This is a genomic window from Pseudomonas medicaginis (assembly GCF_965119365.1).
Lineage (GTDB): Bacteria > Pseudomonadota > Gammaproteobacteria > Pseudomonadales > Pseudomonadaceae > Aquipseudomonas.
The window spans coordinates 3339701-3359770 of sequence record NZ_OZ221631.1 but is presented as its reverse complement, the minus strand read 5'-3'; the positions used below and the strand labels follow the sequence as shown (position 1 = coordinate 3359770).

Here is a 20070-nt window from a genome sequence, read left to right as displayed (position 1 = left end):
TTGTTGTTCTCGTTGTGTGGCGTCTCTTCTCAGCCGATCTGGCTGACGAATTTGGTGGTGAAATAGGCGTCCAGCCCTTCGCTGCCACCTTCGCTGCCGTAGCCACTGTCCTTCACGCCACCAAACGGTGTTTCCGGTGCTGCCAGGCCGAAGTGGTTGATGGACACCATGCCGGATTCCAGCTCGTCGGCCAGCAAGGTGGCGCGCTGGATCGAGCGGGTGAAGGCAAAGGCCGCCAACCCGAACGACAGGCCGTTGGCTTTCTCGATCACCTCTTCGACGGTGTCGAAGCGAACGATCGAAGCGATGGGCCCGAACGGTTCTTCGCTCATCACCCGGGCGTTGTCCGGAACATCGGTCAACACCGTGGCCGGGTAGAAAAAGCCGGCGCGTTGTGCCGGTTTGCCGCCTAACATCAACTGCGCACCGACAGCCAACGCGTCATCGACGTATTCCTGTACTGCGCTGACCCGACGCGGGTTGGCCAGCGGTCCCAGTTGGGTTGACGCGTCATGACCGTCACCCACCTTGATCGCTGCACCGGCCTGGCAGAATGCGTCAACGAACGCCTCGTAGATCGGCGACTGCACATAGAAACGCGTCGGCGACGCACAGATTTGGCCGCCGTTGCGAAACTTCAGGCCGGCCCCCAGCGCTGCCACGGCCTTGACGTCCACATCGTCACAGACGATGAACGGCGCATGCCCGCCCAGCTCCAGGGTACAGCGTTTCAGATACTGCCCGGCCAGCGCGCCCAGTGCGCGGCCAACCGGCACGGAGCCGGTGAACGACACCTTGCGAATGACCTCGGAGCGAATCAGGTAATCGGAGACTTCGGCAGGCACGCCGAACACCAGGTTCAGAACGCCATTGGGCACACCAGCATCCTGAAACGCCCGGCACAATTCGATGCACGACGACGGTGTTTCTTCCGGCCCTTTGGCAATGATCGAGCAGCCAGCGGCGAGTGCTCCGGCGATCTTGCGCACCAGTTGGCTCACCGGGAAGTTCCACGGACTGAACGCCGCGACCGGGCCCACCGGTTCGCGCAGAACGGTCTGCCGCACACCACGGGCACGAGGCGGAATCACACGCCCATAGGCGCGACGCCCTTCTTCGGCGTACCAGTCGATGTGATCGCCAGCGCCGAACGCTTCAAGCTTGGCCTCTGCCAGCGGCTTGCCCTGCTCCAGCGTGATCAACGCGGCGATCTCGTCCGAACGCTGACGCACCAGATCGGCAGCTCGGCGCAGAATCTTCGAACGGTCATAGGCAGACGTCTTGCGCCAGGCCTGGAACCCACGCTGCGCGGCGGCCAGTGCTCGGTCCAGGTCGGCCGTCGAAGCCAGGCTCAGCTCCGCGATGACCTCACCGGTGGCAGGGTTGAAGACATCCGTCCGACGCTCGTGAGCACCGGCGCACCACTGGCCATCAATGAGCAGGGATTCAATAACTCGCATATCACGTGCCCCTCAGAAATTAATCACATTTGATTTCATTGAGAGAAATACTGTTTCTCTGAATGACGCCATCCTAGATTTCCAGAAGAACAGGTGTCAAGCCAAAAAAGTCACTTGACCACCTATTTGCACGGGCGTTAGTTTTATCTCAGAAAGAAACATCATTCTTACAAAAGAAACAAAGGAGTCACCGATGAGCCTAGCCAATGCATTGCTTCACAACTGGAATGACCTGCCACGCGAGACGGTTCGCAAAGGTGTGGAGCGCGTCGCGTTCCGCGGGGATGACACCCTCTGCGTCATGAACTGGTTGACGCCGGGGATGGACGTGTTTCCCCACAGCCACACCTTCGAGCAGCTCGTCGTCATCGTGCAGGGTCGGGTGCGCTTTCATCTGGGGGACGAGGTCGTCGAAGGTGGCCCGGGCAGCATGATTCGCATCCCGCCCCATGTGATGCATTACGCAGAACCTGTGGGCGATGAAGTGGTGATGAATCTGGACGTGTTCTCGCCGATTCGCGATGACTACCGCCACTTGATCGAATACCAGGCGGCCGAATTTGCGGATGCCGAGCACCGGCCGTCATGAGCCGCACGGATTTCGCGGCCAGGCTGCGCGGCGGTGAAGCGCTGATCAGCACCTTCATCAAGACGCCAAGCCATGCCGTGATCGAAATCGCGGGTGACTGCGGCCTGGATGCGGTGGTGCTGGATGCCGAACATGCGCCCTTCGACCAGGGCAGTCTCGATCTTGGGCTGCTGGCCTGCCGCGCCAGCCATGTCGCAGGCGTGGTGCGCGTGGCCGACGATCGCCCCACGACCCTCCTGCAAGCGCTGGATCTGGGGGCCGATGGCCTGGTACTGCCGCATATCGTCCATGCCGCCCAAGCCAGGCAGGTCTTGCAAGCCACCCGCTACCGCAGTGGCAACCGCGGCTTCTCCAACTCGCCCAGAGCAGGCGGCTATGGCCGCGCGAATCTGGCAGAACACATGGCCGCCGAAGATGGTCGCCACGGGATCATCGCGCAAATCGAAGACCGTGAAGCGCTGGACAACCTCGCGGCCATCGCCAACGTCGAACAGATCGATTGCTTGCTGGTGGGCCGTGCGGATTTGAGCGTGTCGCTGGGCGTCAGCACGCTGGATGACCCGCGCGTGGAGTCCGCGGTCAGCCGGGTGATCGACGCGGCACAACAGGCCGGCAAGGCGGCCGGCATTTTTGTCTCCAACAGCGACGACCTGGCGCGCTTCCGCGCCATGGGCGTGCGCTTTTTCATTCTGGGTGCAGACCAGGCCGTACTGCGTGCCGGCTGGACGCAACAGGTCCGGCACTTTCACGGCCTGGTTCGCTGAGCCCTATCCAAAACAACAAGAGGTAACGCCATGAACGCCATCGTCAAACCCACCACCGAGAACCGCCAGGCCCATATCGACAACCTGATGCGCGGCGCCATCGACCTGCACTGCCACAGCGGCCCGTCCGTGATGCCTCGCTATTGCGACCACCTCGAGGCCATGCGCGAAGCCAGCGAAGCCGGGCTCAAGGCTGTGCTGCTCAAGGATCACTACTACAGCTGCACACCGGTCACGACCTTGCTGAACAAGCATTTCAGCGAGCTTGACGTGCACATGCTTTCCGGCGTGCCACTGAACAACGCGGTCGGCGGCCTGAACGTACATGCGGTCGAACATGGTTTGAAACTGGGAGCGAAACTGGTCTGGATGCCGACTTTTTCTTCAGCCAACCACATCGCCCACCACCATCAGGACGCCAAGTTCACCGAGAAATTTCCGCAGACCACCCAGCGCATGTTGCAGCCAATTCCGCTGACCGTACTCGATGACGACGGCCATCTGAAAGAAGAAGTCAAAGCGATTCTGGACCTGATCGCCGCCGAAGACATCGTGCTTTCCGCCGGTCACCTGAACATCCGCGAAATCTGGCCGCTGTTCGAAGAAGCTCGCAACCGCGGGGTCAAGCGCTTGCTGGTCAACCATCCAACCTACGTGGTCGACGCGACCCTCGATGACATGCGTCAGCTGGCCAAGGAAGGTGTGTTCATGGAGCACTCGATGTGCATGTGGGTGCCCGGTTCGAAGTTCAAATTCTACGATGATCAATTCCTGCGACAAGTCATCGAAGCCGGCACGGTCGACCTGACCATCCTCGGCTCCGACCTCGGCCAGCAGGGCAACCCGAGCATTGCCGAAGGCTTTCGCAACGTGATCGGGCAACTGCTGGACCTGGGCTACAGCGATGAGGACATTCGCAAAATGACCTCCGGCAACGCCTCCCGCCTAATGAACCTGTGAGTGGAATGACCATGACGCGACTCACCACACCCATCGCAAGGCTGACGCTGAAAAACCCGGTTATCTGCGGCGCCGGCGAACAGACCATGACCCGCGAGGCCATTCGTGCCGCCCTCGCCACCGGAGTTGGCGCGGTAGTGGCCAAATCCACCAACGAATCCCAGGCCGCCAAACAGCAACTGGACAAGACCGACTACGTGCTGCTGGATTCGAACTGGAACCGTTTGCCGTGGGACTTCTCGCCACCAGCCGATGCCAGCCTCTTCGGTCGCTCCGGCCTGATTCAGCGCGAGTTTTGCGAATGGCTCGATGAACTGGCGGCCTTGGACATCGAAGCCCGACGGCAAGACGCCTATGTCATCCCAAGCCTGATCCTCAGTGACCTTGAGCAATGCGCCGAGTACGCCCGCCAGGTCGAACAGGCCGGTCTGCGCGTGCTGGAGCTGAACATCGGCGCACCTCATGGCGAAGAAGCGGCCAAGGGCGCCATCGTACTGGAACGGGGAGCGGCGCGAATCGAGGCGATTGTGTCGCGCATTCGCAAGGCCACCACCCTGCCCTTGTGGATCAAGCTGACCGGACAGAGCGAGGACGTGGTCGGCCTGGCTCAGGCGGCACGTCGGGGGGGCGCGGACAGCGTGGTGATGATGGGTCGCTTCATGGGGTTTCTGCCGGACCTGGACACCGGCCTGCCAATGCTTGGGACCAGTGCAGCCATCGGTGGTGGCTGGGCGCTGCCACTGACCGCCCGCTGGCTGATGATGACCCGCAAGGCCATGGGTGACAGCTACCCGCTGATCGCCACCAACGGTGCCCGTAACGGCCTGGATGTCGCGCGTTTTCTACTGGCGGGGGCTTGCGCCACCGAGATGACGTCGGCGGTATTCGCCGGCGGTTACCCGGTACTTTCACGCGCAGTGCAGGAACTGGACGACTATGTCAGCCGGCGCGGCCTGAGCGTGGAACAACTGCTGGGCAGCGCAGCCGATCAGGTGCAGACCTATCAGCAACAGGCTGACCGTCCCGACTGGTGGAAACACTTCGCCCCGGAGTACCCAGGGTCTCCAGGCTGAAGCGGCTCGGCCGGGAGATCACTGAAAGCTGGCGATTGATGTTGCCGTGAAAAAGCCCCCATCTGGGGGCTCGTTACCACAATATCGGTTTGAAGGTCAGCCCCCGACTATCTCCACCGGCGATCGCACGCCCCTTCTGCCCCAAAGGAGAACAACGGCAAGCCGCCTTAGTGACAACACAGGCAACCATTGATCAGTGGTTGATCGGGGTCGTTTTCAAGAAATGTAACCATGACCTCCATGCCCATCCGCGGGGGGCCGATTTCACACCCCCAATCGGAGGGCTCCATCAGCCAACACCGACTCTTGTCGTCAAATCTATCTTCACGGTCCCAGGGGAACTTGACCTTGATCCGCCCAAAGCGCCGATCACTCTGGATCCCCTCGCCTTCTAAAGCGACGACTACAGCAGTGTGGATGCTTGGCACCTGAGGTTTCTTGTGGGCCAACGGCGGACGATAGGACACATTCCACGGAAGAACGACAAAGCGGTTGCGGTATCCCTGATGAAAGTCACCTTCGTTCGCAGTGTTGCCACTGGCGAAGTTCTCACCCAACACCTGTGGTTGCCGGCCTTCGTGGATGATCTCGGTCAGTAGCCATAGGGTGTTCCACTCTTGGCGCGGATGGCCTGAGATTTCCAGCACGTGGCCGCTGACTAACCGAGTCTGGTCACTCTGCCCTTCGGCTTGACGATAAGCCGCATGGCGGCGTTCCATAGTCCGAAGACGTATCTGCTTGCCGTGCTCATGACCGGTAAAACGCTCCGGACTGTCATCTTTTTCAATGTCCGGCTGTTGCTCGACATCATAGTTGCGGTGAGAAATACGACTGGTGAGCTGTCCCAGACGCAGGTTGATGCGCTTGATCAGTGGCTCGTCGGCCACCCTATCGCTCTCATGCCTATAAGCAGTGGGTTGGCCAATGCTGGGAAAAACCGACTGATCATCGCCAAAGACCAGCACGTGGCCTTGAGCGCTGTGCTGGAAGTGAAAGTGGATCCCTTCTTCTTCGCACAAGCGCTGAATGAAGTGCAAATCCGTTTCGTCGTACTGGGTACAGTAGTCACGCTCGGGGTAGGTCGCCCCCAGATGAAACCGATAGGCGTCGCCCAGAATGCCGTGTTCTTCCAGTATCAAGGCGACGATTTTCGGCACCGAGAACTGTTGATAGATCCTCTGGTTGATGCGATGGCGCAAGTAGGCCAGGTGCGGCACGAGGGCCAGCCTGTAGCGCATCAAACGCTCACTGTTACCGATGTGAGCGATGTGATAGACCCGTCCATGAATACCGTTGCCCTTCGAGTCGAAGGTCAGAAAAGCCTCTACGTCGAAGAGGCTCTCGAGATCAAGGTCAGACCGTTCGCTAACAAACTCCACATTCAAGAGGTAAGGCCTGCTGATCGCCTCTTTTCCAGTGAATGCGAGCACTTGAAAATCGTGCTCAAAACCTTCGACGGTCAAACTGAAGTGCGTTTGATTGGCAGGGCTGAACATCCGCTGTTCTCTTTTAAAACCTGCAGTTCGCCGCAAGCCCACATATAAAATGAAGGCTTGCATCGAGCGACAGGCGACAAATCAAATTAAATCACACACCACTCTTTACTTTGGTCCAGATCCGCGTACGGATTCGTTCCAGTTTCAATGGCAGCGGTTCAAGCGGAATAAGTGTAGCGATCGTCTTTTTGTCCGGATAAATCCAAGGATTGTCTCGCAGCTTCTGCTCGACGAACTCAGCAGCATCCTTGTTGGCGTTAGGGTATAGCGTGTGATTTGAGGTCTTGGCGATAACTTCTGGTCGCATCATATAATTAATGAACGCCATACCTTCCTTGGGATGGGGAGCATCTTTCAGCAAAACCAGGTTCTCCGACCAGGACAGCGCGCCTTCGCGAGGAAGGCTGTAGGCGATCTTGCGCCCCGTGTTGGCCTTCTCGTTGATGGCCTGCGCAGCAAGGGCACCATTAGCCCATCCCACAACTGCACAAATATTGCCATCAGCCAGGTCAGCGTCGATTTTGGAGGAGTCGAAATAGAGGACGTAAGGACGAATTTTCAACAGTAAAGCTTGGGCTTTCTGGTAGTCATCCGGGTTCTTACTGTTGCTCGGGAGCCCAAGGTAATTCAACGCAATCGAAATGATCTCACTTGGAGAGTCAAGCATCGCCACACCACACGACTGTAGCTTACTAATGTTTTCCTCTTTGAAGATCAGATCCCAGCTATTCACCGGAGCATTATCGCCCAACGCGCCCCTGACTTTGTCAACGTCATAACCAATGCCAGTAGTGCCCCATAGATAAGGTACGGCGTAACGGTTGCCAGGGTCATTGACCGCGAGCTGGGACAAGAGATCAGGATCGATGTGTGAAAAGTTACTCAGTTGACTACGATCCAACGGCTGAAGGACTCCCGCCTGGATCAGGCTGGGCAATACATTGGAGGTCGCCACAACCACGTCATACCCGGTGCGCCCAGCCATGACCTTGCTCTGCATGATTTCAGCGCTGTCGAACGCATCCATGTGCACGCTCGTGCCAGTTTCCTGTTCAAACTCCTTTGGCGTCTCCGGCGCAAGCAACCCGAACCAGTTGTACAGATACATCCCGGGCTCTGCAGCCGCGACTGATGTGCTAATCCCTGCACAGAGAAGCGAGGCGGAAAAAATGGTTCGCAAATGTGACTTTCTCATGCAACATCCTTGTCAAGACGATATGCCCTCATGGCCATCGTTAACCCTGGCAGCGAATATACCGGGTGCCAGCGAATAGTAAATACCTACGAATACTTACCTTTGACCTGCGAATCCCTAACCCAAAAGGGGTAGAAAATGTCGTTTGACCTCCATAGCCTGGCCTGGCATCGATCGATTGGGAAGCTGATCATGCAGCTGAATCGTCCAGATTTCTGGAGTTCACTGGTTCGCACCTTGAATGAATATGTACAAATCGATAATTGGGTTGTATTGATTTTCAGCAATCAACACGTGCAGGTCGTCAGCCTTCCGGAGATAGCAGACGCGGAAGAAGTCGACGCATTCATTCATCGTTATGTGAAGGGTCTTTACTTGCTGGATCCGTTCTATATAGCCAATCGGGAAAATCCACAGAGTGGTTTCTTCCACCTATTGGATATAGCACCGGAATACTTTCTTGAAACCGAGTATTACCATCAATACTTTGCACAGTACATCTCCATGGATGAGGCACAGTTCAATGTCCAACTCGACCCCGACAGAACGTTGTGCATTTCCATCGGCAGCAAAATCCGCTTTAGCCAAGAACAAATAACCATGCTGGACATCATAAAACCGTGGGTGACTGCATTGATGCATCAGCGCATGGGTTTTGAAATTGACGTAGAGAAAACCCTGACTGAGCCGCCTCTGTGGCCGGAAACGGTCAATCAGCTTGGCACCCAAATAACGGCACGCGAGAGTGACGTACTCCGCTTATTACTCAGCGGCTTCTCCAATAAGGAAATAGCCGGAAAGCTGTCCCTCTCGGCGGAGACCATAAAAGTTCACCGTCGCAACATTTACGCAAAATTAAATATCAAGTCGCAATCTGAGCTATTTGCTCGATTCTTCATGCCCAAACAGAATGTTACCGCTACCCATTGAGGTCAGGACATCGGGCTGATTTGCTCGGTCATGCGCCTGCAAGCATCAAGTTCAGATTCTGCACCGCCGCACCTGCGGCGCCCCTCCCCAGATTGTCAAACACCGCAGCCAGCAAGACCTGCCCGGTCTCATCATTCTCAAATACCGACAATTGCAAATCATCTGTCCCGTTCAGGGCCTGAGGATCAAGGGACGCCAGCGCTTTAGCTTCCTGCATCGACATCACGTGCACATGGCTCGCATCGGCGTAGTGCTGCGTCAGACACGCATGCAACTGCACCGCACCCACGCCTGGCGCCAACAACCGGGTTTGCACAGGTATGGTCAGCACGATCCCCTGCCGAAAAGCACCGTAAGCCGGCACAAACATCGGCCGTTCCATCAGACCGCTGTGCTGCTGGATTTCCGGAATATGCTTGTGTGCCAGCCCCAGCCCATAGACCTGAAACGCTGACGCTTGAGCTGCGCCTGCTCCCTCATGTTCTTCCACGCCGACCCGTCCTTTTCCGGAATAACCCGACACCGCATGAATGCTCAGCGGGTAATCCCTGGGCACCCATCCGGCCTCCAGCAAGGGGCGCAGCAACCCTATCGCCCCCGTTGGATAACAACCGGGATTGCTGACCCGTCGCGCAGCGGCGATGCGTTGAGCCTGTTGCGGATTCATCTCTGCGAAACCATAGGTCCAGTCTGCGTGGGTGCGGTGCGCCGAACTCGCATCGATCACCCGAACGGCGGGGTTTTCGATGGAACTTACAGCATCGCGCGCGGCGGGGTCGGGCAAGCAGAGAATCGCGATGTCGCAGTGGTTGATGGCTTCGGCGCGACGTTGCGGGTCCTTGCGATATTCGGCGCCGAGGGTGAGCAGTCGCAGATCGCTCCGGTCGCGCAGACGTTGATGGATTTGCAACCCGGTGGTGCCTTGGTCGCCATCGATGAATACAAGGGGACTTGCCATGGAATTGCTCTCGGACATTGGAAATCAGGGTTCCAATGTTCAGCGAGGCGCTAAGATAGGAAAAGTTGAATTTATAAACGCTGAAATTCAGTTTTTCTGAACAAGGACTCATTTATGCGGGAAATCAGCCTGGACCGTCTGCGCACGCTGGTGGCGATTGCCGACCTGGGGTCATTTGCCGAGGCGGCCCGCGTGCTGCATCTTGCGCCCCCCACCGTCAGCCTGCACATCGCCGACCTGGAGTCGCGGGTCGGCGGCAAGCTGTTGTCGCGCACACGCGGGCGTATTCAACCTTCAGCGATAGGGAACACACTGGTGGAACGCGCGCGGCGTCTGTTGGCAGACGCGGAGCAGGCACTTGAAGACGTGGAGCGTCAGGTACAGGGATTGGCCGGGCACGTGCGGCTAGGTGCCTCCACAGGGGCCATCGCACAGTTGCTGCCGGACGCGTTGGAGACGTTGGGGCAACGCCATCCCACTATCGATGTACAAGTGGCGGTACTCACCTCCCAGGAAACGTTGACGAAGCTGGCCGAGGGCTCCTTGGAGATCGGTCTGGTGGCGTTGCCGCAGCCGCCAGTGAAAGGCTTGCGGATCGAGCCGTGGCGACGAGACCCCGTCATGGCTTTCTTGCCGGCTCGCTGGGAATGCCCGGAGGTTATGACGCCCGACTGGTTGTCCACTCAGCCGTTGATTTTGAATGACACCACCACTCGCCTTTCGCGCTTGACCTCAGAGTGGTTCGCCAGTGATGGAAGGCAGCCTGCGCCACGCATTCAACTGAACTACAACGATGCGATCAAAAGCCTGGTGGCGGCTGGATATGGCGCGACATTGTTGCCCCATGAGGCCTCCACGCCATTGCCCGATACCAGGATCGTCATGCGGCCATTGGAGCCCTTATTGTGGCGTCAACTGGGTATTGCCCACCGCAGCCAGGACATCGAACGGCCTACGCAACACGTGCTGGATGTGTTGTGGGAATTGAGCCGGATGAACTCAACCGCCTGAGGACGGTCAACTCGCCACAGCGCCCCATAACCCTCACAGCATCCTTTAAATGGCAAAATCCGTAATCGATCGTTTCGGAGAGCACCATGCTTCGCGCATTTGAACAAAGACTCGACCCCTTCCCGCCCGACGAGGTCCCCCCGCCGCCCAACGGCCTGGCTCAATTTCTGTGGGCCTGCACACGGGGCGCCCGCGGTTACATCCTTGCATTTGCGCTGCTCAGTGCCGGCGTTTCGATCTACGAAGCCTGGCTGTTTTCTTTCCTCGGCCAGGTCGTGGACCTGCTCTCGACCTGGCAGGCCGGTGGCGATGCGGCGGCGCAGGAAAGTCGTGTGTTGTGGGGCATGGGCATCGTCATGCTGGCCAGCATCGGGTTGGTAGCGTTGCGTACCTTGGTGCAACACCAGATATTGGCGATCAATCTGCCGCTGCGGCTGCGCTGGGACTTCCACCGCCTGATGCTGCGGCAAAGCCTTTCATTCTTTTCCGACGAGTTCTCCGGCCGGGTCACCACCAAGGTGATGCAGACGGCGCTGGCCGTGCGCGACGTGCTGTTCACCCTGATCGAGATCGCACCCGGAATCGGCGTGTATTTCATCGCGATCATCGCGTTGGCCGGCGGCTTCGCATTGAAACTGATGCTGCCTTTCCTGGCCTGGATCGTGTTGTTCGGGCTGGCCATGCTCTACTTCGTGCCCCGCTTGGGGAAAGTCGGACAGGAACAGGCCCATGCGCGCTCCTCGATGACGGGACGTATTTCGGACGCCTACACCAACATCACGACCGTGAAGCTGTTCTCCCATTCCAATCGTGAAGCGCACTTTGCGCGCGCCGCCATGGAGGATTTCAAGCAGACCGGTTTTCGCCAGATGCGCCTGGTCAGTCAGTTCGAGATCGTCAACCAGGCGTTGGTGGTAGGGTTGATCATGGCCGCAGGCGGCTACGCGCTTTGGCTATGGCACCAGGGCGACGTCGGCGCAGGTGCCGTGGCGGCCATCACCGCCATGGCATTGCGTATCAACGGCATGTCGCACTGGATCATGTGGCAGATGACCTCGCTGTTCGAAAGCATCGGTACCGTGCAGGATGGCATGGCAACCCTGACCCACGGCCCCAAGGTGCAGGATGCGCCGGACGCCGGGATGCTGGAGACCTCCGGCGGTGCGGTGACCTTCGACAATGTGAGCTTCAACTACAACGGTGAACGCCAGGTGCTCGATGGCCTGAGCCTGGACATTCGCCCGGGCGAAAAAATCGGCCTGGTCGGCCGCTCCGGCGCAGGCAAATCCACGCTCATCAATTTGCTGCTGCGCTTCTATGACGTCGACAGCGGACAGATCCGCATTGACGGGCAAGACATTGCGCATGTGACGCAGGACAGCCTGCGCAGCGCCATCGGCATGGTCACCCAGGATACGTCCCTGCTGCACCGCTCCATTCGCGACAACATCGCCTACGGCCGACCCGATGCAAGCGATGCACAAATCCGCCGTGCCGCGGCCAATGCCCAGGCCGATGAGTTCATCAGCCAACTGAGCGACCGCCAAGGTCACACCGGCTACGACACCTTGGTGGGCGAGCGCGGTATCAAGCTGTCGGGCGGCCAGCGCCAGCGCATCGCGATTGCCCGAGTGATGCTCAAGAACGCCCCGATCCTGCTCCTTGACGAGGCCACCAGCGCGCTGGACTCGGAAGTCGAAGTGGCCATCCAGGAAAGCCTCGATGAAATGATGGAGGGCAAGACCGTCATCGCCATCGCCCATCGACTGTCCACGATTGCGGCGATGGATCGACTGATTGTCATGGACGATGGACGCATCATCGAACAAGGCACCCACACCGAATTGCTCGCCAGGAACGGCATCTATGCGCGGCTGTGGCACCATCAGAGTGGCGGGTTCCTGGGTGAGGACCGGTGGGTGACCGAGGCGATGGATCAGGTATGAGCGTGGATGGCCCGGGGGACAACGCGACTTACCTTTTCTCGACCAATCGCAGCGACTGTGCCCCCTCCAGCGATAGGTGAATCACAGCAGCTCTGCTCGGGAAGTTCGGCGCATCGTCATCGGTATTCTCCATCACAGGAATATCGATCAGGGTCTGCTCACCGGTCGGATCACTGACCAGCCTGGCATCCAGTTTGTCGATGGCACGCCAGCTATCGCCACCGATGCGCATCACGTCCAACAGGCTGTAGTGCGGCACACCTTCTTCGTTCTCTTCGGGCGTAAAGGCCGCCAGGTATTGGCTGTAGTTGTTGCCCATACCGAAACCCTCGATGGTGAAGACCGCAAGGGTGACCTGGCTGTCCTCGCCGGTGTCCAGCGTCTGCACCAGCGTCGCTTCAGGATAGCCGGTGGCATAGCTGTCCTTGATGAGCGCTACCAAGTGCCCGATTTGTTCCTCCAGGGCTTTCGGAACGGTTTTCGATTCAGCGGCGTGGGTCAGGGTGCAGGTGAAAAACAAGGCAGCGGTCAGCAGGCGCAATTTCATGGCAAGTGAGGTCCGGGGTATTGGGAGATCAGCGCACAATAGTAGCGGTTGGCCAGGGATTGGGTGGCGACCTGTTGATGGGTTCTGTGGCGGGATTCACAACCTTGGACGTTGTGGCAAGGTTGCCGAGCATTTGATAGTGGGGCACGCTCCGTGCCCCTTACGGCGTCCTGCCCAGCGTCAGGCTTGCGAGCGAATGCGCTCGACCAGACGCGCCTGAAGTGTTTCCAGCTCCTCGGGATCCGCCTTGCCCCTGCCATGCACACCAGGAGCCTCACCGTCCCAACGAGGAATGATGTGCATGTGAATGTGATAGACCGTCTGCCCGGCCACAGCCCCATTGAACTGCGCGACCTGGACCCCATCCGGCTGCAACTCGTCCACGATGACGTGTGTCAGGCGCTGCACGGCAGACATCATCGCACCCAGGACGGCGGGCTCGACCTCGAGGATATTTCGCGCCTGGGAGGCTTTGGGGATGACCAGGACATGGCCGCGCGATTGAGGGAAGAGATCCAGGAAGGCCAACACATCGGCGTCTTCGTAAATCTTGTAGCACGGCGCATCGCCGCGAAGGATCAGCGCAAAGATGTTCTGCGGATCGTAATGACCGTGGAGACTCATGATCACTCCTTGGAGTTTGGGGAGGTTGGTTGCCGGTAAGAGATTTAGCACAGTCCAGAGACAACGTCTCGTAAAGGCCTGCCTGGAAGCCAGGGCTGGGCCTGCTCCCACAGTTTTTTTCGAGCGGTTCGCAAAAGTCGTGTCTGGCCCAAATCCCTGTGGGAGCGAGCTTGCTCGCGAAGAGGCCGGCACATCCAACATCCCGGCAAGCTGACCCACCGCTATCGCGAGCAAGCTCGCTCCCACAGAGAGATCTGTGTCGAACACAATTTTCTTGCCCTCTGGAGATCCAGTGTGGCAGCGAGCTTGCTCGCGAAGAGGCCGGCACATCCAACATCCAGGCAAGTTGACCCACCGCTATCGCGAGCAAGCTCGCTCCCACAGAGGGATCTGTGTCGAACACAAATTTCTTGCCCTCTGGAGATCCAGTGTGGCAGCGAGCTTGCTCGCGAAGAGGCCGGCACATCCAACATCCCGGCAAGCTGACCCACCGCTTTCGCGAGCAAGCTCGCTCCCACAGAGGGATCTGTGTCGAACACAAATTTCTTGCCCTCTGGAGATCCAGTGTGGGAGCGAGCTTGCTCGCGATGGCGGCGGGTCAGTCGGCATCGGTGCTGGCAGCCAAGCCGCTTTCGCGAGCCCCCGTCAGCGTAACGGCAATTTTTTGCTGCAGCTCACTTTGCGAAAACGGCTTGTGCAAGACCGGGCAGCCGGCGTATTCGGTTGGCAGTCCGCTGGCGCCGTATCCGGTGCTGAACAGGAAGGGAATATGGCGACCGCGAAGGATTTCGGCCACCGGAAAAACGCGCTCGCCAGCCAGGTTGACGTCCAGGATCGCCAGATCAACCTGCACCGAGCCGGCCATGTCACGTGCTGCAGCGAGCCGGGCGACTGAGGCCACCACTTCGCATCCGAACTCCTCCAGCATGTCCTCGATCAACAGGGCAACCGCGCCTTCGTCCTCGACGACCAGCACCCTGACGCCAACAAATGGGGTCATGCCCCCGTCACCCCAATCAGGAACGAAAAACGGCAGCAAACGCCTTCCGGCGCGTAGGTAATGTCGAACTTGCCGGCCAAGTCGCGCTCGATGCAACGCTGCATCAAGCGAGAACCCAGCCCTTCCCGTTCCGGCGGTGTCACGGGAGGTCCTCCTTGTTCGCGCCAGTCGAGGGTCAGCAATGTTCCGTCCTCCCGGGCTTGCAGATGCCAGATGACGGCAAGCGTCCCGCTCTCGACCGACATCGCCCCATATTTCAGCGCATTGATCGCCAATTCATTGAGGGTCATCGTAAGGTTGAGCGCCACGCGAGTGCCGACGTCTGCAGAAGGGCCTTGAATCACGATGCGGCCAGGCTCATGCCCAAACACCGGCATCAACACGTCTTGGGCCAGGGTGTCGAGCGGCGTCTGCCCCCAGTGCCGTTTCGTCAAGAGATCGTGTGCCCGTGACAACGCCAGGAGCCTTGCCTCGAAACGCCTGTAGCCGTCTTTCGCATCCTCTGCGTTGCGTGCCGTCTGGGCTGCCAGCGATTGCACCGTGGCCAGAGTGTTCTTGACCCGGTGATTGAGCTCATCGATCAGCGTCTTCTGTCGGTTTTCCGCCTGTTTTCGTTCGGAAATGTCGACCAGCATGTTGATGGCACCCACCAGGTTTCCATCGGCATCATGCAAAGGCGTGGGAAACGGCGCGAACGGTACACGGCTGCCATCCGGCCGCTCTGCAATTGCCTCGACACCGCGTATCGGCCGGTTTTCCTTCAGCGCCACTGCCATCGGGCACTGGTCGTGGGCAAGCGCGGTGCCGTCCGTATTGAACAGCTTCCAGGTCACGCACCACATGTCGCCCAACTGGGGCGTGCGCCCCGACAGTTCGACAGCGGCGCGATTGAAGAACGTGATGCGACCCTCGGCGTCGGTGGTGTACACCGCGGCCGGCAATGCCTCGAGAAGATTGCGCATGTGCCGTTCGCTTTCGCGGATCTGGTTTTCCATCCGCCGCGCCAGCGTAACGTCCTGCAGCACCCGCACGCCATAACGAAACGTACCGTTGGCGTCCCTCACCGACGAGCTGTGGATGTCGAGGTAGACCACCTCGCCATCGGGCTTCAGGGCGCGCTTGCGCAGCACGTAGTTATCCAGTTCACCGGCCACCTGGCGGGCATACAACTGCGCATCCTGCGCGATGCAGTCCGGGTGGGTGTAGTCCAGGAATGTCATCGACAGGAGCTCCTCCCGCGACCGGCCCAGCATGTTGCACAGGGCGTCGTTCACCCGGAGCAAGCGACCGTCGATATCGGCCTCGGAAATCCCGACGGTCACCGCCTCATAGGTCGCTGAAAGCCGGTCATCGCTGTCCTGGCGTGCCGCCTCGGCCGCGTGGACACAGCTCCTGTCGATGGTGAAGCACCGGGTGTTGAAAAGCTTTCCGTCCTCGAAGCGCCCGTTCGAAGTGATCGTGACATGCTTGATCGAGCCGTCTCTCGCCCTCAGGCGCGCCGGATAGCTCTCCAGGCAATCGCCACTGCCCAGCTTGGTGAGAATGTCGCCGATCACCGGTTCATCGACATGAAACTCGGTGATGTGCCGACCTATGTACTCTTGCGCCGGATAACCCAGCAGTGCCAGCTCCGCCTTGTTGGCGCGCAGGATGATGCCCTCGCCACTGACGATATGCAGGCCCACCGCACTGTTTTCGAAAAAGTCCTCCAGGTCGGCACTCTTGCGCCGGAGTTCCTCGGCCACGGCATGGTGCGCCGAGACGTCCTGAAAGCAGTTGATCACTCCTTGGATATCGCCCCGCCGGTCCTTGAGGGCTCGGATGTTCATCAACGCCACGAACCGCGAGCCATCCGGGCGCTGGATGATCACTTCCTGGTTGCGCGGCGCAATGCCGGTATCGAGCGCCGAGGCCGTCGGAGAGTGCTCGAATGCCAGCGGCGTGCCGTCGGTCAGGAACAATCGATGGGCGCCGCAGAAACGGGGGCCGTTCTCTCCAAGCGCCGGCGCCCTGCCCCATAGTTCGGACGCCTCGCTGTTGTACCGCACGAGCCACCCCTGGCGATCACAGAGGTACACCGCACCAGGAATGGCATCGAGCGCACTCGTCCCCATCGCGATCAAGCTTTCGTATTCGCTGGGCGCGCACGCCTCCAAGGGGAGCTCTTCAATGCTTGACATCGGTCATCCTCAAACCCTCTGGCTGCAACGCTCAGAGTCTCAATGGATTCTAGATCGCTATCGATCGCACGAGTTCAGGAAATCGTCATCGCCCCCTTTGCACCTCAGAAACCGAACAATGCCCGGGGTGCCTGGATCATTAACGCATGCATCCGCGACGCCGAACACTCTAACGCACTCAATTGCGCCATGACCGTTTCGAAGCCGACATCGGCTTCGTGCTGCGTGTGCGGCCAGTCGCTGCCCCACACCAGGCGCTCGGGGCCGAAGCTGTGTTCCAGTCGCGTCAACGAGGCACGAGCGAATGCGAGGTTCTGCGCAGCCGTTGCACCCAATCGATAAATCCCGGACACCTTCACCCAGACCCGCCCACTCTGCCCCGCCGCCATCAATTGGGCGAAGCCAGGTTGATCCAGCCCCAAGCGCGCATCCGGACGAGCGAAATGATCGACCACCAACTTGATGCCCAGCGGCAACAACTGAGCCACCAACCCCGGCACGTCCACCAGGTTGGCATGCAACTCGACATGCCAATCCAGTTCGGCGATGTGGCCCAAAAAGCCGCTCCAGGCAGCGTCACGAAAATCAGGCAGGGCTTTGCCCATCAGGTTCAAGCGCACACCGACCACGCCCAACCGGGCCATGTCGTCCAACTCGGCTCGGCTGACGTCTCGCTCCACCACCACGACCCCGCGCAATTGCTCCGGTGCCTGCCGCAGCGCAGCCAGCAGGTAGCGGTTATCGGTGCCGAGAAAGCTCGGCTGCACCAACACGCCATGGCTCAAGCCGTGGGCGTGCAAGTGGCTCAGGTATTGAGCGAGCGTGGCGTCATAATCGGGTGTGTAGCGCCGGACAGCCGCCAGCTCCAGCTCGCGACTGAAAACGTGAGCGTGGCCGTCAATGCCGGTTATCGGCTTGGTACAGGTATCAACCATGGGTCTCATCTATCGACAATAAAGAAAATCAGGCCCGGGCGCCCTGGCTGTCACTCTCCACCACAGGCGCCGATGCGCCAGTGGCTTCCAGGCTGCGGCCGCGGGTTTCCGGCAGGCACAGCGCCGCGATCACTGCCACGCCGTAGGCAATCCCGGCGTCGATGCCAATGGCCGAGCCCAGGGACATGGAGTCGCTCATGTGGCCGACCAGGAAGGGGAACACCGCCGAGAGCACCCGGCCGAAGTTGTAGCAAAACCCCACGCCGGCGCCGCGCACATCCGCCGGGTACAACTCGTTGAAAAACGCCCCGAGGCTCGCCGGAATGCCCGCCGCGAAGAAGCCGAGCGGGAAGCCCAGGAACAGCATCTGAGTGTTGGTCAACGGCAGGAACACATAGCACTGCACGGTAACGACGCAGCACAAGGCGAACAACACGATGTTTTTCCGACGCCCAATGCGATCGATCAACAGGCCACTGGCCACACAGCCGCACCAGAAGGCGAAGATGATCACCGCCAGGTAACCGCCGGAGTTGAGCACCGACAGGTTGCGCTCGGTCTTGAGGAAGGTTGGCAGCCAGGTCATCACGGCGTGGTAACCGCCGTGCGCGCCCAGCCCCAGCAACCCGCCAAACAAGGTCACACGGATCAACTCCGGGCGAAAGATACCGCTCAGGGACTTGAAGAAACTCTGCGGGATGACGTTGTCTTTTTTCAGGCGTTGGAAACTGTCCGGCTCTTCAACGTTGCGCCGTACCCAGATGATCAAGAACGACGGCAACAGGCCCACGACGAACATTACCCGCCAGGCCATGTCCTGCGGCACGAGGGAGTAGATCAGCGTAAAGACGCCGACCGCCAATCCCCAACCCACCGCCCAGGCGCTTTGTACAGTGCCCATGACCTTGCCGCGGTACTTGGGGTTGATGGTCTCGGCCATCAACACCGCGCCGGCCGCCCACTCCCCGCCGATCCCGAAGCCCTGCAGCGCCTTGACGATCAACAGTTGATGAAAACCGGTGACGAACGCCGACAGAAAGGTAAAGAACGAAAACCACAAGATCATCCATTGCAGCGTGCGCACCCGACCGTAGCGGTCCGACAACGTCCCGCCGACCCAACCGCCAATGGCCGAAGTCACCAGGGTCACGCCGCTGACCAGCCCGGCATCCCCCTTGGTCAGGGCGAACGCGGCGATCAACGCCGGTATCGCCAGGCCGAACATCTGTACTTCCAGCGCATCGAGCGACCATCCGCCGAAACAGGCCCAAAACGTTTTGCGCTCCCGCGCAGTGACTTGGCGATACCAACTGAACATGATTTTTATCCTTATGGGTGGAACGAAAGGCAGCCGAGAGCGAACCGCGCCGCTACAGGGCCAGTCATGGCAAACAAAACGATAAGGCTGCGGCGACCAACTCGCCGCTAACCAAGTGGGGTCAGCGGATTTCCACGCGGTAGCGGAAATGCTCGGCGTGCCCACGGGAACGTCGCCACTCCAGGGGATTACCGGCGTAGTCCCGCGCCAGACGCTCGATCACCACCACCGGGCTGTTGACCGGTACCTGCAGCAATCGCGCGTACACCTCATTCACCGATTCGGCGGTGAGTGTTTCTTCGGCATAGGCGACGACCTGGCCGCAAACATCTTCATAGATGGGATAAAGCAGTGGGCCTTTCTGACTCAGGTCGACTTCGAGCAAAGGCTGGAAACGGTTACGGGGCAGCCAGATTTCTTCGGCGAGCACCGGCTCTACTTCCAGCAGACGCACCCGCACAATGCGAATCACCGGCGCATCCACCGGTAGCCCCAGCGCCTGGGCCACCGCCGAAGGCGCGGCCACCGGCTCCACGGACAAAATGCGGCTCTCGGGAACCCGGCGTTCGCCTGAAGCGCTTTGGAAGCGGAAGAAACGGAACAGCGACGATTGAAATTGCGGCCGGCGAATGAAGGTGCCGCGCCCTTGCTGGCGCTCCAGGACGCCCTCGCTGACCAGCGCATCGATGGCCTTGCGCACCGTGCCGGTAGACAACTGGTATTCGGCTGAAAGTGCCGCCTCAGTAGGAATCGCCTCCCCCGGACGCCAACGGTTATTGGCGATCTGTTCAGCCAATTGGTCGCGTAAACGCTGATAAAGCGGCAGGCGGGCATCACTGGAGAGAGATTTCATCGACCTTATTCACCTTGTTATCTAGTCATATATATGAATATGGACGCAAGTATTTGCCCAAGCCCGGTGGATTGTCAAGAATGTCGGGCTAGCGGACTGACGCCTGGGCCACAGCTTTGATGGTACTGGGCGAAACCCAAGCCCCCCGCCTGTGAGTGCAGCGCCCGATGTTGACCTGAACGCAATTAACAACGTTTAACTCGCACGCCCGCGCCCCACGCCCAAGAATGA

At 59.5% G+C, this 20070-nt stretch carries 18 protein-coding genes; 7 read left to right on the top strand and 11 right to left on the bottom strand.

The features are described 5' to 3' along the window. Positions 1-29: 29 nt before the first annotated feature. Positions 30-1460, bottom strand: a complete 1431-nt coding sequence (locus tag ACMTA2_RS14930) for an NAD-dependent succinate-semialdehyde dehydrogenase (RefSeq protein ID WP_413795448.1) — start codon at positions 1458-1460, stop codon at positions 30-32. A 193-nt stretch (positions 1461-1653) separates the two neighbouring features. Between ACMTA2_RS14930 and ACMTA2_RS14925 the strand changes: the two genes are divergently transcribed. The 4 genes from ACMTA2_RS14925 to ACMTA2_RS14910 are packed head-to-tail and all read left to right on the top strand — an operon-like array spanning position 1654 to position 4846. Then, positions 1654-2049: a cupin domain-containing protein gene (locus tag ACMTA2_RS14925; protein ID WP_413795447.1), complete on the top strand. Its 396-nt coding sequence runs from the start codon at positions 1654-1656 to the stop codon at positions 2047-2049. Next, a complete protein-coding gene (locus ACMTA2_RS14920) occupies positions 2046-2813 on the top strand; it encodes an HpcH/HpaI aldolase family protein (protein ID WP_413795446.1) in 768 nt (255 codons plus the stop codon). The genes ACMTA2_RS14925 and ACMTA2_RS14920 overlap by 4 nt, the downstream gene beginning before the upstream one ends. Before the next feature lie 30 nt (positions 2814-2843). Then, positions 2844-3773, top strand: coding sequence for a DUF6282 family protein (locus ACMTA2_RS14915; RefSeq protein ID WP_413795445.1), 930 nt, complete (start codon positions 2844-2846; stop codon positions 3771-3773). Positions 3774-3784: 11 nt separating this feature from the next. After that, a complete protein-coding gene (locus tag ACMTA2_RS14910; RefSeq protein WP_413795444.1) occupies positions 3785-4846 on the top strand; it encodes a beta/alpha barrel domain-containing protein in 1062 nt (353 codons plus the stop codon). A gap of 167 nt (positions 4847-5013) precedes the next feature. Here ACMTA2_RS14910 and tssI read toward each other — a convergent pair whose 3' ends face one another. Both tssI and ACMTA2_RS14900 read right to left on the bottom strand, forming a co-directional pair. Next, positions 5014-6405 (bottom strand): type VI secretion system tip protein TssI/VgrG, encoded by a 1392-nt coding sequence (gene tssI / locus ACMTA2_RS14905; protein WP_413795443.1) that lies wholly within the window; start codon positions 6403-6405, stop codon positions 5014-5016. Positions 6406-6433: 28 nt separating this feature from the next. Then, positions 6434-7537, bottom strand: a complete 1104-nt coding sequence (locus ACMTA2_RS14900; RefSeq protein ID WP_413795442.1) for a polyamine ABC transporter substrate-binding protein — start codon at positions 7535-7537, stop codon at positions 6434-6436. 138 nt (positions 7538-7675) lie between these two features. Here ACMTA2_RS14900 and ACMTA2_RS14895 point away from each other — a divergent pair, with 138 nt between their 5' ends. Beyond that, positions 7676-8467, top strand: coding sequence for a response regulator transcription factor (locus ACMTA2_RS14895; protein WP_413795441.1), 792 nt, complete (start codon positions 7676-7678; stop codon positions 8465-8467). Positions 8468-8495: 28 nt separating this feature from the next. On the opposite strand, the gene argC is transcribed toward ACMTA2_RS14895, so the two are convergent. After that, positions 8496-9425 carry an N-acetyl-gamma-glutamyl-phosphate reductase gene (argC, locus tag ACMTA2_RS14890; protein ID WP_413795440.1) on the bottom strand — a complete coding sequence of 310 codons (930 nt, stop codon included), beginning with the start codon at positions 9423-9425 and terminating at the stop codon, positions 8496-8498. 114 nt (positions 9426-9539) lie between these two features. Between argC and ACMTA2_RS14885 the strand changes: the two genes are divergently transcribed. Together ACMTA2_RS14885 and ACMTA2_RS14880 are read left to right on the top strand one after the other, a co-directional pair. Beyond that, positions 9540-10436: a LysR family transcriptional regulator gene (locus ACMTA2_RS14885; RefSeq protein WP_413795439.1), complete on the top strand. Its 897-nt coding sequence runs from the start codon at positions 9540-9542 to the stop codon at positions 10434-10436. An 86-nt stretch (positions 10437-10522) separates the two neighbouring features. After that, entirely contained in the window at positions 10523-12382 is a 1860-nt protein-coding gene (locus tag ACMTA2_RS14880) for an ABC transporter ATP-binding protein (RefSeq protein ID WP_413795438.1), read from the top strand. Positions 12383-12410: 28 nt separating this feature from the next. Here ACMTA2_RS14880 and ACMTA2_RS14875 read toward each other — a convergent pair whose 3' ends face one another. The 7 genes from ACMTA2_RS14875 to ACMTA2_RS14845 all read right to left on the bottom strand — a co-directional run bounded on the left by ACMTA2_RS14875 (position 12411) and on the right by ACMTA2_RS14845 (position 19839). Continuing rightward, a complete protein-coding gene (locus ACMTA2_RS14875; RefSeq protein WP_413795437.1) occupies positions 12411-12929 on the bottom strand; it encodes a hypothetical protein in 519 nt (172 codons plus the stop codon). Between the two features lie 180 nt (positions 12930-13109). Beyond that, the gene (locus tag ACMTA2_RS14870; protein ID WP_413795436.1) at positions 13110-13553 is read right to left on the bottom strand and encodes an HIT family protein; all 444 of its coding nucleotides are present in this window, start codon (positions 13551-13553) and stop codon (positions 13110-13112) included. Positions 13554-14151: 598 nt separating this feature from the next. Further along, entirely contained in the window at positions 14152-14553 is a 402-nt protein-coding gene (locus tag ACMTA2_RS14865; protein WP_413795435.1) for a response regulator, read from the bottom strand. Further along, a complete protein-coding gene (locus ACMTA2_RS14860) occupies positions 14550-16733 on the bottom strand; it encodes a PAS domain-containing sensor histidine kinase (RefSeq protein ID WP_413795434.1) in 2184 nt (727 codons plus the stop codon). The genes ACMTA2_RS14865 and ACMTA2_RS14860 overlap by 4 nt, the downstream gene beginning before the upstream one ends. Positions 16734-16837: 104 nt before the next feature. Beyond that, on the bottom strand, positions 16838-17668 hold the full coding sequence (locus ACMTA2_RS14855) for an amidohydrolase family protein (protein ID WP_413795433.1): 831 nt from the start codon (positions 17666-17668) through the stop codon (positions 16838-16840). A gap of 28 nt (positions 17669-17696) precedes the next feature. Then, a complete protein-coding gene (locus tag ACMTA2_RS14850; protein ID WP_413795432.1) occupies positions 17697-18986 on the bottom strand; it encodes an MFS transporter in 1290 nt (429 codons plus the stop codon). A gap of 121 nt (positions 18987-19107) precedes the next feature. Beyond that, positions 19108-19839: a GntR family transcriptional regulator gene (locus tag ACMTA2_RS14845; protein WP_413795431.1), complete on the bottom strand. Its 732-nt coding sequence runs from the start codon at positions 19837-19839 to the stop codon at positions 19108-19110. Between the last annotated feature and the right edge of the window lie 231 nt (positions 19840-20070).

Bases quoted from the DNA above. Each gene is read 5' to 3' on its own strand.
- ACMTA2_RS14920 (WP_413795446.1), top strand. From the start codon at position 2,046: ATGAGCCGCACGGATTTCGCGGCCAGGCTGCGCGGCGGTGAAGCGCTG.
- ACMTA2_RS14870 (WP_413795436.1), bottom strand. From the start codon at position 13,553: ATGAGTCTCCACGGTCATTACGATCCGCAGAACATCTTTGCGCTGATC.
- ACMTA2_RS14915 (WP_413795445.1), top strand. From the start codon at position 2,844: ATGAACGCCATCGTCAAACCCACCACCGAGAACCGCCAGGCCCATATC.
- ACMTA2_RS14910 (WP_413795444.1), top strand. From the start codon at position 3,785: ATGACGCGACTCACCACACCCATCGCAAGGCTGACGCTGAAAAACCCG.
- ACMTA2_RS14875 (WP_413795437.1), bottom strand. From the start codon at position 12,929: ATGAAATTGCGCCTGCTGACCGCTGCCTTGTTTTTCACCTGCACCCTG.
- ACMTA2_RS14860 (WP_413795434.1), bottom strand. From the start codon at position 16,733: ATGTCAAGCATTGAAGAGCTCCCCTTGGAGGCGTGCGCGCCCAGCGAA.
- ACMTA2_RS14925 (WP_413795447.1), top strand. From the start codon at position 1,654: ATGAGCCTAGCCAATGCATTGCTTCACAACTGGAATGACCTGCCACGC.
- ACMTA2_RS14865 (WP_413795435.1), bottom strand. From the start codon at position 14,553: ATGACCCCATTTGTTGGCGTCAGGGTGCTGGTCGTCGAGGACGAAGGC.
- ACMTA2_RS14855 (WP_413795433.1), bottom strand. From the start codon at position 17,668: ATGGTTGATACCTGTACCAAGCCGATAACCGGCATTGACGGCCACGCT.
- ACMTA2_RS14880 (WP_413795438.1), top strand. From the start codon at position 10,523: ATGCTTCGCGCATTTGAACAAAGACTCGACCCCTTCCCGCCCGACGAG.
- ACMTA2_RS14845 (WP_413795431.1), bottom strand. From the start codon at position 19,839: ATGAAATCTCTCTCCAGTGATGCCCGCCTGCCGCTTTATCAGCGTTTA.
- tssI (WP_413795443.1), bottom strand. From the start codon at position 6,405: ATGCAAGCCTTCATTTTATATGTGGGCTTGCGGCGAACTGCAGGTTTT.
- ACMTA2_RS14930 (WP_413795448.1), bottom strand. From the start codon at position 1,460: ATGCGAGTTATTGAATCCCTGCTCATTGATGGCCAGTGGTGCGCCGGT.
- argC (WP_413795440.1), bottom strand. From the start codon at position 9,425: ATGGCAAGTCCCCTTGTATTCATCGATGGCGACCAAGGCACCACCGGG.
- ACMTA2_RS14900 (WP_413795442.1), bottom strand. From the start codon at position 7,537: ATGAGAAAGTCACATTTGCGAACCATTTTTTCCGCCTCGCTTCTCTGT.
- ACMTA2_RS14850 (WP_413795432.1), bottom strand. From the start codon at position 18,986: ATGTTCAGTTGGTATCGCCAAGTCACTGCGCGGGAGCGCAAAACGTTT.
- ACMTA2_RS14895 (WP_413795441.1), top strand. From the start codon at position 7,676: ATGTCGTTTGACCTCCATAGCCTGGCCTGGCATCGATCGATTGGGAAG.
- ACMTA2_RS14885 (WP_413795439.1), top strand. From the start codon at position 9,540: ATGCGGGAAATCAGCCTGGACCGTCTGCGCACGCTGGTGGCGATTGCC.